This window comes from Bacillus sp. FJAT-26390 (assembly GCF_001682865.1).
In the GTDB taxonomy this organism is placed as follows: domain Bacteria; phylum Bacillota; class Bacilli; order Paenibacillales; family Paenibacillaceae; genus Pristimantibacillus.
This window is the reverse complement of sequence record NZ_MAQX01000022.1, coordinates 912,274-930,447: the sequence shown is the minus strand read 5'-3', so window position 1 is coordinate 930,447 and position 18,174 is coordinate 912,274. Positions and strand designations below refer to the sequence as shown.

Annotated in this window: 4 protein-coding genes; all 4 read right to left on the bottom strand. The window is 51.6% G+C overall.

The window, feature by feature from the left end:
* Nucleotides 1–50 precede the first annotated feature (50 nt).
* Complete coding sequence (locus A7975_RS20715; RefSeq protein WP_065386350.1) at nucleotides 51–3,953, bottom strand: glycosyl hydrolase family 95 catalytic domain-containing protein; 3,903 nt, start codon at nucleotides 3,951–3,953, stop codon at nucleotides 51–53.
* A 70-nt stretch (nucleotides 3,954–4,023) separates the two neighbouring features.
* On the bottom strand, nucleotides 4,024–8,910 hold the full coding sequence (locus tag A7975_RS20710) for a discoidin domain-containing protein (protein WP_065386349.1): 4,887 nt from the start codon (nucleotides 8,908–8,910) through the stop codon (nucleotides 4,024–4,026).
* Between the two features lie 26 nt (nucleotides 8,911–8,936).
* Complete coding sequence (locus tag A7975_RS20705; protein WP_065386348.1) at nucleotides 8,937–12,896, bottom strand: family 20 glycosylhydrolase; 3,960 nt, start codon at nucleotides 12,894–12,896, stop codon at nucleotides 8,937–8,939.
* A 98-nt stretch (nucleotides 12,897–12,994) separates the two neighbouring features.
* The gene (locus A7975_RS20700) at nucleotides 12,995–18,148 is read right to left on the bottom strand and encodes an endo-alpha-N-acetylgalactosaminidase family protein (protein ID WP_065386347.1); all 5,154 of its coding nucleotides are present in this window, start codon (nucleotides 18,146–18,148) and stop codon (nucleotides 12,995–12,997) included.
* Between the last annotated feature and the right edge of the window lie 26 nt (nucleotides 18,149–18,174).

Below are 18,174 nucleotides of genomic sequence, written 5' to 3'. Positions count from 1 at the left end.
AAGGGAGAAGCATGCGAGATGCCCTATGGTTCCCCCGTTTTCTAGAATAGTTATTCCAGCATTTTCCGAGCGACAGCAGCTAGGTCGATAAGATCGATGCTGCCATCTCCATTGATATCCGCATGCTTAACCTGTGCCCAATCTGGGCTGGACGAATTTTTGCCATAGTGCTTAGCGATAATCGCAAGATCGCCGGCGCTTATTTTGCCGTCGCCGTTCGTATCCTCCGGATTGCCCCTCACCTCCGGCGTAACCTCAATCGCGATAACGGCAAGGCCTACACTCGTCTCGCTGCCCTGTGCATCTCCAAGCAAAGCCGATGCAATCGATACATTTGCCGATACCATATCCGATACTTCCTTCGCTTTAAAAGCAATATCCAGCACCTTCGCATCTCCCGTGACGGCTTTTCCAGCACCCGTGCTTGCAAGAATAAACCGGAGCGTGCCTGGTGTGTTATGCTGCGTCTCTAGCAGCTGAACGCCATCCTTAACGGCTGCGGCAGATACAAAATCAAATCGTTCCGCGTCATAGCTAAGCCGGAAATCCTGCGCATAGACGGACTGGGTCACGCTTTTGAGGGCAACGCCCACTGTGAACGTTTTTCCGCTGGCAATCGACTTTGGCCCGGTTAACTCGGCAGTCGGAAGCGCTTCGTCCTCGTCGTAAGGAAGATACTCAAAGGCGTCGATCATTCCAATCGTATTGGAGGAAGCGTTGTTCTTGGTACCTTTCACTACTACTTTTATCGTGTGCGACCCTTTTGGCAGAGCCGCCCGTTCGAATAAAACCTGCTGCTTTAACGTGGCTGGCCCGTAACCATCGATGTTCTCCGCCGCTAGCTCGCCATCGATATAAACGTCAATTCGGCCATGGTTCGCCTGCTTCGCGCTTATTAGCTTGATCTCGGTGCCTGCGAACGTCAATTCCGCAGAGCTGCCCGCCGTGCTGCTAAAGGACTCCGTGCCTTTATAGTCGCCGCCATCGTTGTAAGGGCTCCATGTCCCTGAATAAACAACCGACGCATCACGATCATCTACTTTTACCGGCAGAATCGGCGGCTTCATATGCGATACGATTCGGTATTGCTCCCCTGCCTCTGTGCCAAAAGTAACGATGCCGTCCTTCAACGCGTAATGGATGGATTGGTTGTCTCTTGCACGAACGATATTGAAGGAGCCTTGCTCCACAAAATCCTTATATTTCACCTTCGCTTCATTGCCTTGCTTCGATGTAATGGTTGCTTCTTTCAGCGCTGTATCCTTCCACGTCATCGCCACCTCGAAGCCGCCTCTTGCCGCCAAGCCTTTTACGCTTCCCGCTGCCCATGCAGAAGGCATAGCCGGCAAAAGGTCGATCGTTCCCGTATGGCTTTGCAACAGCATCTCCGCTATGCCCGATGTCGCGCCAAAATTGCCGTCGATTTGGAACGGCGGATGCGTATCAAACAGATTTTGCAGCGTGCTGCCCTTCAATTGCTCCCCGAGCAGCTTGTGCGCGCGGTCTCCGTCCTGCAATCGCGCCCATAAATTAATTTTGTTCGCTTTGCTCCAGCCTGTTCCGCCGTCGCCGCGTGCGTTTAAGGTCACTTTGGCCGCAGCGAATAAATCCGGCGTATCCACTTTATTGATGAGCGTGCCCGGATACAAGCCGATCAAATGCGAGATATGGCGGTGCTGGTCGTTCGGATTGTCGATATCATTTTTCCATTCCTGTACCTGACCCCAGCTTCCGACCTTCGGCATCCACAGCTTGCTTCTTTTCTCGATTGCTTCTGCGCGCAAGCCGCTATCCAGCCCAAGAACCTCGCTTGCTTCAATAAACTGCGTGAATAGCTGCCAGATCAGCTCCTGATCATAGGAGACGCCGATAGCTACGTCGCCTTGCTCCGGGGAATACGAAGGGGACGACACCAAGCTGCCATCCGAATCCTCTACCAAATACTCCAGCCAAAACTGCGCCGTTTCTTTCATCATGTCATAGACTCTGCCTTTTAATAGATCCGTATCTCCGCTGAAGGCATAGTGGTCCCATACCTGCTGAACCATAAATGCATTGGCTGCGGGCGACCAGCCCCAATAAAAATCCGAGCCGGGAGCCGTATAACCGAACGGGTTGTTTACGGTATGGATAGCCCAGCCTTCGCCCTTTATGCCATGCTGCTTTTGCGCCGTTACGCGGCCCGGCTCCCGCAGCGAATCAATGTAATCGATATAAGGAATATCCGTCTCCGCAAGGTTTACTGCCTCAGATGGCCAATAGTTCATCTGCACATTAATATTCGTATGGTAGTCGCTATTCCAAGGCGGGTTATTCACCTGGTTCCATACGCCCTGCAAATTCGCCGGAAGCGAGCCTTCACGCGAAGAGGCAATGAGCAAATAGCGCCCATATTGGAAGAAGAGCGCTTCCAGGCTTCTTTTCTCACTCTCAGTCGCATTTGTTTTATATTTGTTCAGCAGCTCACCGGTAGACAGCTCAGCCTCTCCCCCGCCTAAATCCAGCTCTACGCGGTCAAACAGCGTTTGATAGTCCGCAAGATGGCTTGCGCGCAGCTGGTCAAAGGTTTTGGATGCAGCCGCATTCATACTCTCTTCTACCTTCGCTTTAGGCGTTATAACGCTCTTATAGGTTGGAAAATCATTCGCATAATCCGTTGCGGCCGTCAGCAAAATCGTGACTGCGCTCGCCCCCGCTACCGAAATCTTTCCTCCGCCCGCGGTAAGCGTTCCTCCCTCGTTTTTCACCTTAAGCTGAGCTTCGTAACCCATTTTGTTGCTGGGGACCAGACCCTTAAGGACTAACGTGTCATTTCCTGAAGCTGTAACGGAATGGGCAGGCTGCGCGCCTGTTACACGCACGTCAAAGCTTAGCGGACGGTTCCCTTCCGTCGTCAATCTCATGACCATAACCTTGTCGGGATAACTTAAAAAATACTCCCGTTTATACTTCACGCCATCCTGCTTGTAGGTCACTCTTGCCATCGCATCCTGAATATCAAGCTCGCGCCTGTACTCGGATACGTTTTTCGGCGCTTCCGCTCCATCATTCAGCTGAAGCTCCGACAATTGGATTTGCGTACCGCCCTTGCTTGCAAGATCAAACTTGTAGAAGACATAGGGCTGACTGTTCGTAAAGGTGTATGATTTCTTTTGCTTGCGGCTCTCGAACTGTTCATTTGTCCTTGTGTCTAGAACCGTCCACGTCAACCCGTCATTCGAGCCTTTAAGCGACCAGTCCTTCGGGTCGCGATTCGCTACATCATTCGCGGAAGTGAACGAGTAACTAGCGATCGCCTTCGCCTCGCTGTACTGCCAATTAATCCAAAACGGCGGCTGGCCGTCGCCGGAATACCATTTCGTATCTACGGAGCCATCCGTAAGCTTCTCGATCCCTTCACCGTAAGCCGGATTCGACGAGCTGGCTGTTACCGTATAGGTCGCCTGCTTATTGAAATCCAGAAATACGTCTCCAAAAGCTTGGTAAGCGCCAAAGGAAGAATCGTTAGCGCCCATGTTGCCGGTTATGCGGCCAACCAGCGCTCTTGCCTCATTGACTTTGCCTTCCTTCAGCAAGGTACGAATCGTCTCGACATGCGTTTGAGCGCCGTCTTTGATCCCGTATTGATAATTCGGGTCAGCGCCTGGACCGCCGCTCCATAACGTCTTTTCGTTAAACTGAATGCGCTCTTGGTCGACGCCGCCGAACACCATGCCGCCCATATGTCCGTTGCCGATCGGCAGCGCCTGCGTCTCCCAGCTCGTTGCAGGCTGCCCGTACCAAAGCGACAGATTATTCTCTGGCTTTGCTGTATGCGCTGTCTCTGACGCGAAACCTGCACCGTCCGCGCTTGCCCTCGAAGGCACGATATACGTTGCTATGACCGAATAAGTCATTAACACAGACAACAAAAGCGCCGTTTTGGCAGCCAGCTTATTCGCTCCGGTATTCAATGTCAGGAGTCTCCTCTCTTGTAACAAATAGGGGCTTATCATCCTGCGGATAAGCCCCTCCATTCATGGCTTACTCTAGTATTTTCTTAGCAATCGCTGCCAGATCCTCGATGCCGATCTTACCGTCGCCGTTCAGATCAGCGCCTTTGATTTTCTCCCAATCCGGGCTTGTCGTATCTTTGCCATAATGGGATGCTGCCAGAGCAAGATCCCCAATGCTGACTTTCCCGTCATTGTTCGTGTCACCCGGAATTCCGATGACGACCGGAGCCACTTCCACGCTAATGGAAGAAGCCTTCAGCTTCGACTCCGTCCCGTTCTCGTCGGCGAGTGTCGCATCCGTTACCGCGACCGTGCCTGATACGGCTTTCACAACATCGCTTGCCTTGAAGCTAAGCTCCAGCACCTGCGCATCTCCAGTCAGCGCTTGGTCTGCACCTGCGCTTGCCAGAATAATCCGCAGCTTGCCCGGCGATACCGTCTTCGTTTCAATAAGCTTCACGCCTTCGATTAACGACTTAGCCGATTGGAACGTCATGACCGAGGCATCGAAGTCGATGAAAATATCCTGTGCATATGCCTTGCTCGTCACAGCTTTGATTCCGAATTGAATAGCAAATGACTCGCCGCTCTGAACGCTGCTCTTGCCTGACAATTGGGACTGCGGCTCCGTGGCGGTTTTCTTCACTTGGAATACCGAAAGCTCGGCTGCCGAAGCAAATTCGCCTACTCCTTGAACGGCTTCCAGCTTCACGTAAGCAGCGTCGACCGGCTTGAAATTCGCTTCCTTCAGCGCATTATTTCTGAGCCATGCGCCGCTCGTTGCCTTCGTAAACGTTTCGCCATCCATGCTTGTGTACACGTTATAGCCGGTAATCGTTCCGTTAGCCGCATCCGGCCTTGGCAAATAACCAAGCTTGCTGACCTTGAACGTGCCGCCTAAATTTACGGTAATCGATTGCGGCAGCGGATCAACGTTGAACCATTTCGTATGCCAGTGCGTATCCGGATCTCCGTCAAGCGCAAACTTCGGATCGTTTGTGCCGGTTTGCGAGCTTGTTGCCGTAGCGCTCATTTGGCTTGCCGGAATCTCCACGAGCTCCGTCTGGCCAATTACCGTCACTTCGCTTACAGCCGTAAAGCCTCCCTCTACAGTCGTAACCGTAATCGTCGCCTTGCCCTGTCCCTTCGGCGTCACTTTGCCTTTGCTGTCAACCTCTGCTATGCCCGGGTTGCTGCTTGCCCATGTTACCGATTTGTTCGCAGCGCCATCAGGCTCTACGCTTGCGATCAAAGTAACCGGCTCATCCAAAACATTCAGCGCAAGAGATGCCTTATCGAGTGAAACGCCAGTAGGCTTCTGTCCCCCGCCTAACGGAATGCCGAATAATTTAAACTCCGAGAAGCTCGCTTTCGCAACCGCATCCGGCAGTCCGGTTACCGTAATTTTTGCGTATCTGCCTTGGCTGCCAAAGTTATCCTTCAGCACCGCGCCAATGGTAGCATTGCTAGAACGGTCTACGACCGTAATCCAATTCGTGCTGCCGGCCTCTCTCACTTCAATCTTGTATTTATAAAGCTTGTCGCTATGCTCGAAGGAAACCTCCGAGGATTGAATCGAGTACATGCCTCCCAAATCAACGGTCCATGTATGGTTTGCAGACGCATCGTTTGCTGACCATCTTGTAGCCGGGTTTCCATCATTTCCTCCAGCTGCCGGGAACAATGGATCCTCGCTATCGGCTGTTGCAGCCTTGCCTTCGGAGATAAGCTGAAGCTCCGGCGCCCCTTTCGGCGCTTCATATACGTCCAGCTCCGAAGCAGACGCGAAGCCGCCAAGCGCAGCGACCGCTTCCAGCTTCACATAACGAGCCGATACGGGATCAAAGGAAATATATTTTTTCACATTATTTCGAATCCACGTGCCGCTAGAAATATTGTTATACGTTTGTCCGTCTGTGCTGACGTATAGGTTGTAAGAGGTAATCGTTCCGTTTCCGGCATCCTTGCGCGGAGCATAGCGGAACTGGCTGATCTCATACGCCTTGCCAAGATCAAGGATGATCGATTGCGGCAATTTGTCGGATCCGTCCCACTTTGTATGCCATACGGAATTGGAATCTCCGTCGATCGCTTTGGATGCTTCGCTGCCGGATTGGAAGCTCACAGCTGTAGCCTTCATCAGCTTTTTCTCGATAGCAGTCGGCGCCGGCATCAACAGATCCCGGTACACGTTTATTTCCGCCGCAGAAGCGAGGTTGCCTACGCCAGCAGTCGCCTCCAATTTAACAAAGAGCGCCTCAGCAGTATCAAACGTATCCACCTTCTCCAGCTTATCGGCGTTCCATTGCCCGCTGCTTACCTTCGTATAATTTGTGCCGTCCAAGCTAACGTACACGTTGTAATCTGTAATCATTCCGTCTGTGCCTCCGTACTGCCTTGGCAAATATTTAATTTTATTCACATACTGCTTGAATCCTAAATGGAGCGTAATCGACTGCGGCAATGCAGCGCTACCGTTTAGCGCGGTGCTCCAAATCGATTCGAAATTGCCGTCAATCACGTTTGATGCAGGGGCAGCTGCATCCGCGCTAGTTGCGGTTGCAATCATATCGTCCTGCGGAATTTTGCTTGGATCGGTATCCGTCGTTGGCAGTTCAATAACGACCGTATCCAGCAGCGGCGTCGTATCGGCTGCGAAGCCTGACACCTTCAATTCAAATGCGGCATTCGTAGGCATATCCAATGTTTTCACATATAAGATGCCTCCTTTATCCTGCGCATCGTAATACCAGCCGCTTGTTGAAGCATCCCATGCTGCCTTTGTTGCAAGCTCCGCGGAGCCAGATGCATCAACGGTAACGGCAGTCGGCTTATTCGGCATATGAATCATAAATTGATTCGTGCGCGAGGCTAACTTGCCGTTATAATCGCCCACGCTAGCTCCGACTTGAATGACTAAATCACCTGTTCCTTGTTCCGGCGCGATTGAGGTAATGACCGTTTTGACAAACTTGCCGCTGCGATGCTCCTTGGTCACGCCGTCATCCTCATACAGCTCAAAGCTTGACGTTCCGTAAGGATACACATCATACGTGATCGGATTTGCCGGAACTTGCCCGTCATAGAGCGATTCCGGGTACATCGGTATAATCGCGCCGGCTTTGACCAGAAGCGGCAGACGGTTAAGCGGCGCCTTGTATTCGTCCAGCATTTTGGAGCCGTAATGCGCTTCGCCAGTCCAGTAATCCACCCATTTGCCTCTTGGCAAATAGATGCCGTTTCTGCTCGAAGTGTCCGAATATACGGGAGCTACCAGAAACGAATCGCCAGACATGAATTGGTACTGCGTGAGCAGCCCTTTTGCATTCGGATCGTTCGGATATTCATAAATCATGCCTCTGACAAGCGGTGCGCCTGATTCATATGCTTCATTTAAATAGGTGTAGAAATAAGGGGTCAGACGCTCTCTTAATTTCAAAGCGTCCCGATTGTAGCTCGTGTAAGGCTCGCCCCAAACCCATGGCTGTTTGTCTTTAGAGGCCCAGCCGGACATGCTCATTAGAATCGGCGTGAACGTCTTCCACTGCAAATCCCGCACGTACGTCTTGGCGCTTCCGCCAAAGATGCCGTCCACATCGCCCGTGGCATAAGGGATGCCGGAGAGCCCCGCGCCAATCAGCGTTGGAATGTGGAACCGAATATACTCCCAATCACCAGATTGATCGCCTGACCATACGGTGGAATACCGCTGCGTCCCCGCCCAGCCGCCGACGGACCAGACATAGCCCCTAGCGTCTGAGTTGTTTTCAATGCCTTGATACGCCTGTTTGCTTCCGTTTAAGGCAAAGTCATAGCCAGGACCGACCCAAGCCACGTCAAGCTTGGCTAGCCTCGTTCCGTCCACGCCAACCTCATGCGCGATTTGATCAACGCCGTTTTGCGTCCATAAGCCCGTATAAAAACCTAGCTTTTGCAGCTCATCCACCGTGTCGCCTAGATTCGTATAGCCGCAGCCATAACCGTCATTTGGCAAAATCCATGCGCCAGGCATGTCATGGTCCCGATACGCTTTGGCAACCTTGTCTACGACGTCAATCGTCGTTCCAGGCGCTCGGTTGTAACAATTCGCATCGCCAAAGCCCATCCCCCATCTTGGGATCAAGCTCGGCTTGCCCGTCAGATCGGTATAGCCGTTCAAAATATCCTTCATCGTATCGCCGTAGAAATAATAAGCATCAAAGCGGCTCTCGTTATGCGTCAATGAAAGGACATTATCGAAATCGTACGTTCCGGTTTGGAATGTATTGCGCAGCACGCCATACCCGGCTGTACTGAGGTAAAATGGGGATGGGTTCGACACGGTGCCGCTTCCCCAGTTGCCGTATTTGTTCGCGATGTCAATTTTTTGGCCGCGGTGCGAGAAAAAACCGTTTTGCATCCCGCCGCCATAAAAATATTCATCATCGCCGCGAACGAGCTTTTGCGTTGTAGACGAGTCATTGTAGGTTAATCCGCTCGCTTCCTCCCATACGAGCGTCGCGTTATCCTTTTTGTACATAGCGAACTTTAAAGGATTCTTATAAGCGCGCAATACGAATTTGCCCGACTCCATTTTGTAATAAGCGCCCTCATCGGACCATGTCACCGCGACTGGTCCAAAGTCCTCCTTGATGACGATTGGCTCAGCGGGTTTAGCTGACGTTTTCCCTTTCAACTCGGTGAACTGGCCTCCGACTCCGAGCCATAGGCGCACCATATCCTCTTTAAGGAAAATAACTTTGACCTTGTCGCTGCCAGAGGTGATCGTGAACGTCTTGTCATCCGTTTTTTCAAAGCTCGTAATCTTTCCTACAGCGGCAGCCTTGACGGCATGCGGATTTAACAATAAGAGCGTTGCCGCCAGCATGGCGATAAAAGCAAACGCAAAACCCCAGCGGTATTTGAAAATGGCCACATAATCTCCCCCATTCGGTTAATGAACTACTCCAACATTTTTTGAGCGACAAACGCAAGATCTTGAATGTCAACGATGCCGTCTTTGTTCACATCTGCCCGCTTCGCTTGCTCCCAATCCGAATCGGCCGATGTTTTTCCATAGCTCGCCGCGACGATAGCAAGGTCGCCAATGCTGACTTTGTTATCTCCGTTCATGTCTCCCGGCAGTCCTGGTTCCTGATTCTCGAAGCCAATCTCGGCAGAGGATGCAGCGGCTTTGAATTCTTCTCCGCTGTCGGTGCCCATCCATGCGTCAGACACGGCAATCGTCCCGATTAAAGGCTGATCCAGCTTCTTAGCCGTAAAGGCCAGCTCCGCGATCAGCGAATCTCCCGTTATGCCATGCTCTGCCCCTCGGCTCGCCATCAGCAGCCGCACGGAACCCGCTCCCTGCTTGACCTCCAATAGAGCAACGCCTTCGATCAGCGATTCAGCTGATTTAAATGCCATAAGATTGGCATCATACCGAATCGTAATGTCCTGCGCATAGACAGACTCGGTTACACTTCGGAGACCTACGCTGACTTTGAACGGCTCACCGTACGTTACCTTGCTCGGAGCCGAGATTGACGTAGATAAAGCTTCCGTATTTGGTACAACCGTCACTTTGCTAACAGCCGTAAATCCGCCAGATTCGGTCGTGACCGTCATATCGGCATTGCCCGCTCCAATCGCCGTAACGATTGTTTTGCCATTCACGAGTTCAACCTTAGCCACAGCCTCATCGCTGCTCGCCCATACCGCTTTTTTGTTCGTCGCGCTTCCCGGGAGCACAGTCGCAACAAGCTCAGCCGTTTCCCCTTTTTTCAATTGAATCGACGGTTTATCCACTTTAACGCCGGTTACCGCAACTTCGGCAACATTATTTTTAAACTGGAAGTCGTCAAAAACAGCTGTCGTTGAACCGAATACCCGAGCACCCATCTTGCCCGCTTCAACTGGGAGATTAGGCAGAACGCCTTCATAATAGGTCGTGCCATTCACGATCAGCGTAATAAAGCTCCCCTCGAACTTGACCTTAACGGTTGCCGTTTCGCCTTTTCGCAGCATGGCCCCTTGTTCGGAGGTCATCGCCCCGTAGCTGTCCTGCGCGTTCACCCAGTACCAGCTGCGCTGGTCAAAGCCAACCGAAGCCCATGAGCCTTCATTCGCATACCGGAAAATAATGCCCGCGCGAATGACATCGCTCTGCGGAGTCACTTTGAATTCAATTTCGCCGTTCTGAATCGCCGGAGCATTTTCATCCACAAACACGTTGCTGACGTTATTTGCAGTGAGCTTTAGCGAATGCTGCCCTGCATTCCCCGGATCGTCCACAAGGGACATGCTGCCGACGCCGGCACCGATCGCATGTTTCCAGCCGTCCAGCGCGTTCTCTTCGAAATTTTGCTTATAGCGCACAGGCACCGGAACCGGAACAGGATCATTCGGATTCGCCGGATAAACCTCAAATTCGTATAAGGAATAGCCGTATTGGCCGATCCGCTTCGTACCCAGCATTCGCACATATCGTGCGTTTTCCGCTGGGAATCGAACGATCTCCACTCCGCCGATGCCTGCCCCAGTCGAATAAACGTCACGCCACGCCTGCGCGTCATCCGAGACTTGTAGCTTGTAGCCTTTGGCGTAGGATGATTCCCATTTGAGAATGACCTTGCCAATGTCGAGGGTTTGCCCCAAGTCCACATAAATCCATTCATTATCCGTATACTTCGAGGACCAGCGCGAGGTCTTTGATTCATCCTCATCGAATGCCAGGTTTGCTGGAAAGGAACTTACTTCTACGGAAGAAGCCGTTGCCGTCTTATGAGCCGCAGCGTTGACGGTCCATGGAGGTGAGCCTGCTTCCTCGCCAATCTCTTTCCCCGTTAGAACGCGGTCATAGATTTTGAATTCATCCAAAGCTCCTAGGAAGGAGCCCGTCTTGCTGCCGATGGCGGCTGCAGGCAGCAGCGTCGTTTCGGATACGGTACTTTTAAGCTCACCGTCAATAAATAAGGAAGTTCCCTTCAAATCGCCACGGAAAGCGACATGCACCCAGCGTCCCGTTGGAATAGGGGCATTGAAGGCGAAATCATAGCCTTCGCGCGAGAAGCCCGCATTTGCGCTGCCTTTTTGCTTCAGCTTCAGCATGCCGTACTCCGATTCCGTGAAAATCGCTTCATCCGATGACGAGCTGTCAGCAAGCTTTACCCAAGCAGCCGCCGTCCAAGGGAAACCTTTAACCGTCAGGCCAGTCTCGATCCGATCCGTCTTCTCGTTAAACTTAACCCCTTTGCCCAGCTTCCCTTCATTCGTCCGCTCCGCGCCTTTGAGCGTGCCATTGTATGCATTGCCGGATTGATCCGCTGCCGATTCATTCCCCTCTTCAAAGGAATAGTGAACGACCGTCTTACCAGCCGAATCCACCTCATGGAACAGATCGTTTCCAGGCCCAATGCCTAGCTGATCGCTAAGCTGCTTGAACTCGGCATAAGTAGAATCGCTAGATTGCCCTCTCCACATTTTTTCCGCCATCACCGGCATCGCCTGCGCCACCCGGTCATGGACATCCGCCGCGCTTACTTTCTTGCCAAGCAGATCGTTCCACACCGCGAACATGCCGCCGAGCAGGTTAGGCTCCCCGTCTTGCAAACGGAGATTGTTCCCGAAGTAGGTTGGCTCCCAATTGTTATAGAGCCAATTCGTATCCAAGTAATCGCGGTAATAACCCGCCTTTGGCACCATGTACAGGTAACCGTCCAGCGTATTGATGACCTTAAAGCCCTGTGCGACTGAATCGGCTGGATTTTGCCAGCCATTGTTCCAAATGTGGGTAATGATGTCCTTGTCGACTGGCGTCGTTCCGGTGAATAACGACAAGCTGCCCCACATGCGGGACACTTTCCCTTTGCTCTTCAAATACGCGTTCATTTGATTGAGGTATTGCCTATAAAACTCAAAGGTCGTTTTATCATTCCGATCAAACTCGTCGGCGCCAAAATGAATTTCTTTGCTATCGAACCATTGATCGTCCAAATATTCATCCATGACGTCTTTGACAAAATCGATCGTTTCCGGGCGTGTAATATCCAAATGGTCGACAGGCAAATTATTTTTCACGAGATCCGGTCTAACCTTCGTTAAGGCGAGCGCATGGCTAGGCGATTCGAATTCAGGCGTAATATTGAGACCGCGAACGCCTGCCAGATCCTGAAGCTCGCGGAAATCCTGCTTCGTATAGTGCCCGTCCTTAGCGGTCAGCTCCGGGTATTTGGCGCTTTCCAAACGGAACGCAGAGTATTTAGTCCAGTTCAGCCTGCTGGTATCGGAGAAGATCTCGTTATCATTAAGATGAAGCTGGAAATCATTCAGCTTGTAGTAGGACATCATTTTGGCATATTCCTTCAGATCGCTCATCGGAAAAAATTTACGTGCGACGTCCAGCATGAAGCCGCGTTCCTGGTATTTAGGAAAGTCCTTCGCGATTCCTTTCACGATGCTCGTCTTCAACGGGTCCTGCTCCAAAATTTGCAGCGCTGTTCTCGTTCCGTAAAAAACGCCCTTCATCGTGTTCGCTTTTATTTTCACGTAATCGCCAACCTCAAACGTATAACCTTCGTCACCAACCGATTCATCTCTCGCGCTGTTTGCCGCAAGAACGAAGTCACCGCTTGAGGCTGGCTGATCACTGACAATCGAAATATTTCTGCCAGTCACCTCTTTCAGATCGTCTTGGAACACTTTCGCAGCCGCTGATAGATTGCAGTTGCAGCCCGCGGACTGTAAAACAATGCGTGAACGGTCTGTTATCGCGTAGGAGCCGCTTCCGCCCGTCCACTCCTGCAAGCTTGGTATGACTTTAGGCTTAGCATTCACTGCTGCTTCCGCTGCCCCGATTGACTGCAGAGGTATGGAACAAAATATCAGGCTGGCAATACCGATGATACTCATCCACTTTTTCATATAAAAATCGCCCCGATTCCTTATTTTGAGCAGGCAGAAAGAAGGCTAGCGGCATCATGCTGTCAATCACATCATGCCGCTAGCCTAGTTGAATTTATTTACTCTACGATTTTTCTAGCGACGATAACAAGGTCTTGCAGATCAATAACGCCGTCTCCGTTAATATCCGCTTTTTTCGCTTGCTGCCAATCCGTGCTGGACGTTGTTTTACCGTAGTGGGCTGCAATGACCGCCAAATCGCCGATACTTACTTTGCCGTCTCCGGTAACATCGCCGCTAATGCCCTTATCGGCAATCTCGATGCTAATCGTCGAAGGAGCAGCCGTCCATTCCACATTGCCGTCGGAAATGTCAGCGCTAGTTACGGAAATGATACCGATCACTTTCCCAGCCGAATCCTTGGAGCGGAAAGTGAGCTCCAGCACATCCGCATTTCCAGTGACCGCATTCGCGGCTCCCTCACTAGCAACGAGGAAGCGAAGCACGCCTGGCGTTGCATGCTGGTCACCGACGATGCTCACACCTGTAATTAACGATTTTGCGCCTACGTACTCCATCACGCCGGCGTCGTATTGAAGCTTAATATCCTGCGCAAAAATCGTTTGTTCCATGCTGCGAAGCCCAAGCTTCACGGCAAATTCCGTTTTTGTCGGAACGCTTGCCGGCCCCGTCAGGATCGTTGACGGCTTCAGCTCTACCTCCGCTTTTTGCACCGTAACCTTGCTTGTTGCCGTGAATTTCCCGTCTACCGTCGTTACGGCAATATCAGCTGTACCCGCCTTCAGCGCTGTCACGACAACTTTGCCATCTTGCGCAGCCACCGTGGCAACCGTATCGTCGCTAGTAGACCAGCTTACCTTTTTATTCGTTGCATTCTCTGGCAATACCGTTGCCGTAAGCTCCGTCGTTTCACCTTCCTTGAGCGTAACCGCCGCCTTGTCTAACTGAACGCCGGTAGCTCCGATGACTTCGGATGGGTCCTGCACCTTAAACACATGAAGCTCCGCTGCCGAGGCAAAATTGCCTACGCCCTCCGTCGCCTCCAGCTTCACATGCGTTGCTGCTGTCTCCGCGAACCTGACGGATTTCACCTTCTCATCACGAGTCCAAGCACCGCTTGCAACTTGCGTGAAGTTGACGCCATCCGTACTTACCGACAGGTTATAACGGGTAATGATGCCGTTTACCGCACCCGTTCTTGGCGTGTAATTAAATTGATTGATCGTGTAGCTTCCGCCAAGATCCAGCGTAATGGATTCAGGCAGGTGAGGCGGGCTCCACTTTGTATGCCATAAAGTCGAGATGTCGCCATCAAGCGCGTTCTGCGGATCGTCGCCCGGCTGGAAGCTGGATGCGCTAGCTGTCATTTGCGACTGCGGAATGAGCGTATTCGCTTCATAGACATGGATCATCACAGCTGCGCTTATTTGGCTTCCATCGGTAGAGGCTGCCGTAATGGTAGCCGAACCGATGCCATGAGCGGTCACTTTGCCCGCTTGATCCACGGAGACGATTTCCGCATCGCTTGAGCTCCATTGCAGCGTTCTATTAAAGGCGATAGCTGGTTTTACTTGCGCAACCATTTGTGCGGATTCACCTTTATTCAATTCCATTTCTTGCTTGTTAAGCGTCACACTCGTAACGAGTACGCCTTCAACAGGTACGATAGGTCCTTCATCGTCAACGCGAATATTATCGACGACGAGTGTTCCCGTTAATTCCTTTTGGTTATTTGTTTTGTTTTTTATAATGGCTAAATATGCGTTTTGTGCGCCTTCCGTAGCAAACGTAAGATCAAGCTTGTTTTTCCCTTCCGCTAGATTTTGGGTAACGAGATCACGCACGACACCGTTCTCATTAACGCGTACAGCTACGGTGTACATATCCAGCTCGTCGGAATTGTAGTCCATCGTCAAATGATACATATTGTCCTGCTTCATCCGGAGCGTGTGCGGCAGCGTCCGCAGCCATTCTCCCGTTCCTTCTTCATTCGTTTTGAGCGACCATTTGCCATCCAGCACATAGCTCTGAATTTGGCTGCCGCCCTTTTCGACCAGATGGGTACGAACTGGGCCTGTTTTCGAATAAACGAATGGTCCCCAGCCCTCATCAACATTCTCGAAATCCTCGTACAGGATGGAAGCGCCTGCATCTGTTTTAGTTGGGTTTTCCCATATTCTCACGTCGTCAAGCACTACGTTGCCGCTGCCTTTCTCCACCTTCAACGACAAAGTTGCCGTGCTGCTCACCGCATCAAACGATACTTTAATGCGTTGGAATTTGGCGCCCGAATATTTATGCTGCTGCGACAAATAGCCGTGCTCGGTGTCCTCCAAATAATTGACTGCCTCGGAGTCTCCTTGCTTCACGCCGATTTGCATCTTGCGTTTGCCGTCTTCCTTCACCCATACGGAAGCGCTATACGTTTTGCCTGCCTCAAGTCCGGTGATCGTCTGATTGATCGTTGCGTCCTCCGGCCCGCTTACCTGAAGCTGATCCTCCGCATTGTTGTTTTTAACAATTTGGATATGATCGGTATTTGCTGCCGTCGAGGATTTGCTCCAGCTATTGAAGCTTTGGCTGTCGAAGCTCGGGTCCTTCACCAAGCCGCCATCGCCCCACAGCATATCCTTATTTGCCGGAGCCGCCGTTTTGTAGAGGACATAACCGATGCCCTTCTCTGCCGTTAGCGTCACCTCGCCGTTTGTCACTTGTACGCTGCCCGCCGGCTCATGTCCAAGGTCCGTCAGCTTATATAGCTGAGCCGTCTGCACATTGCTCCATGAAGCCGGCACTTTCCAAGTCGTAGCCCCGCCAGCCGGATTCCAGTGATAGATTTTCTCTTCCGATTCCGGGCTCCAAGGAATGAATACCGTGCTGTTGCTGATGCTGCTGCTGTCTGTCATGATCGCTATGTCATTGCCGTCCTTGCTCAAATGGATTTTTGCGTCTTGACGGCGCTCTACGACCACATTGTTTTCAAACTCAACGCGGTTTTCAGTCATTTTTGTAATCGGGAAATACTGCATATATTTGGTCGGCAAATTGTGGTTGAAAAATGCCGCTGTCGTATCCTTATAGCTGTTAAATGCAGAATTGCTTTGCCAGTAGCCTACGCCAACCTGTTTGTTCCCCTTAAGCAGCGGCGTCGTTAAAAATCCATCCAGCACGTGATTGCGCATGAAACGGATAATTTGGCTGCTGTTGCCTTGATTCGGATAACCGGGATCCGTTCCCCAGTGTACCCACGCGGCTTGCTGGAATAGCGGGCCGGCAAATTCCGTTCCGAGCATCCAGCCGTTGCCGTTAATATAATCGGAAAGCTTCTTCGCATTGTAATCCGCGCCGGAATAGACATCTACATATACAAAGGATAGATTGTCACCGGTGTCGCTCTTGAGCATATCAAGGCGACGCTTCAACTCGCCGGATTCCACATCCTTTGTTTTGTTTACGTAGTAAGCCTGATCGAGCCAGCCCCAGCCTTTGCTGAGCGGCTGCGTCATATTTTCCATCTTCGTTTCGTAAGCATCGAGCATATATTCCGTGGCATTGATATGAACGCCGCCGAGAATATTGTATTTCTTGCCCTCGCTCAGCACGTAATTGAAATCGTCGATGCCGCCCTGGCGAATGCCGATATGGCCGCCGTAATCCGGATGCGAATCATCGTGTCCTTCGGCCTGATACCCTTTGAACAAAATGATCTGCCCGAATCCATCCGTCAAATTCGATATTTTCTTCGCGTTATCGAATGCGCGGAGGAAAGGAGTGGATGTCGTCGAGCCAATGTTCATGCTGACATAAGAGAGATTGTCGCGGATTTTCTCGCTGCCAAACGGCACCTCCGCGTGCTCGCGATTAGCGATAGCGCCATCCTGCCAGTCGACCAGACCGTCATCGTTCGCATCCGGCGTCAAAATAACTTTCGCCCATGGCAATGGCTCCGGCTCCAGCACATCGCTGCCGCGGTATACCCAAGCACCGCCCGAGATGGCTGCTTTCTTCGTCCCAAGCTGCGCATCCGTTGCCACCTTCACGCGAACCTTATCGTTATCGTTCACGACGTTCGTGATCATTGTTGCCGCTAATTGATCCGTGTTGAGGAAAGCATAGGTGCGTCCGCCGCTAACATCGGTTGCCCCTGCTTTAAGGTCTTTGTATTCCTCATTGATTTCATTCCAGCCGCCCGTTACCCAAGCAGCCGTTTCCTGCGCCTTGGCTTGTGTTCCGAGAACCGAAACGAGATCGTGATTTGGCCATTCGATCGTTTTAACCTTTACCGTGCCCTTCTCCTCCAAGCTAACCACGTTAAAGTTAAGCACGTTATGCGATAGCTCCATCGCCACCTTCAAGTCCACGTTAATCTCTGGAATTTGAAGCGCGTATACGGCCGTTTCTCCTTTCGAGCCTGCTGCTGCACTCTTCGCATAGGCGGCGGCTGTAGGGAAATAGGACTTGTTATTGATTTTGATCTCATTAAACCCGTTTATCTGGCCTTTCATTTCCGCATTGCTGCTGTTCCAAACGTAAGATTTCACCCGCGGAAATTCCTTGTCGATTTGGACGGTCATCTGCTCGGATGCAAGCGTATCAATGACCGTAATCGGCTTAGGGTCAGGAGTCGTTACCTTCGCATCCGTCACCTTCAAATCATCAATGGTTATCGTCTTATTGGCGAACCAGCTGCGCAGTCCGATCTTGCCGGCACCAGTCGGCACGCTCGGCAAGCTTGTGCTTAGAACGCTAGTGCCGTCAACAAACAATTCCACGCTGTCTTTCACATAACGCAGCTTGAACGTATATTGCTGCCCGGCTGCAAACGCTGGACTGGTGGAAGCGATATTGCCGTAGGTTTCTACGCCGGCCTTCACGGCATCCCAGCCCCAGCTGCTCGTATCGTATTGGATGACATTATAATTGCTGCTATCGACATAACGGTAGACCAGCCCAAACCGCGTCGGCGCCTCATTAAACTTCAGCTTGACTTCATACTCGCCATCCGCGTATTGCGGTGAATCCTTGTCGTATACGATCACCGCCCCCTGCGTAACGGCTTTGACTGCTCCGTTATCCGCGGTAAACGTTGTCGTTCCTTTGCCTGCGGTCCAACCGGTAATCATGCCGTCATTGTAATCCTTAATGTAGGCATCACTGGTCTCAGCTGCAAATACAGCGGCTGACGGCATGCAAAGCTGCACGCCCAGTAACATGGCCAAAAGAAAGCTAAACGGCTTGTTGCTTCTTTTCACTGCGATCATCCTCTCTTTGCTAAATT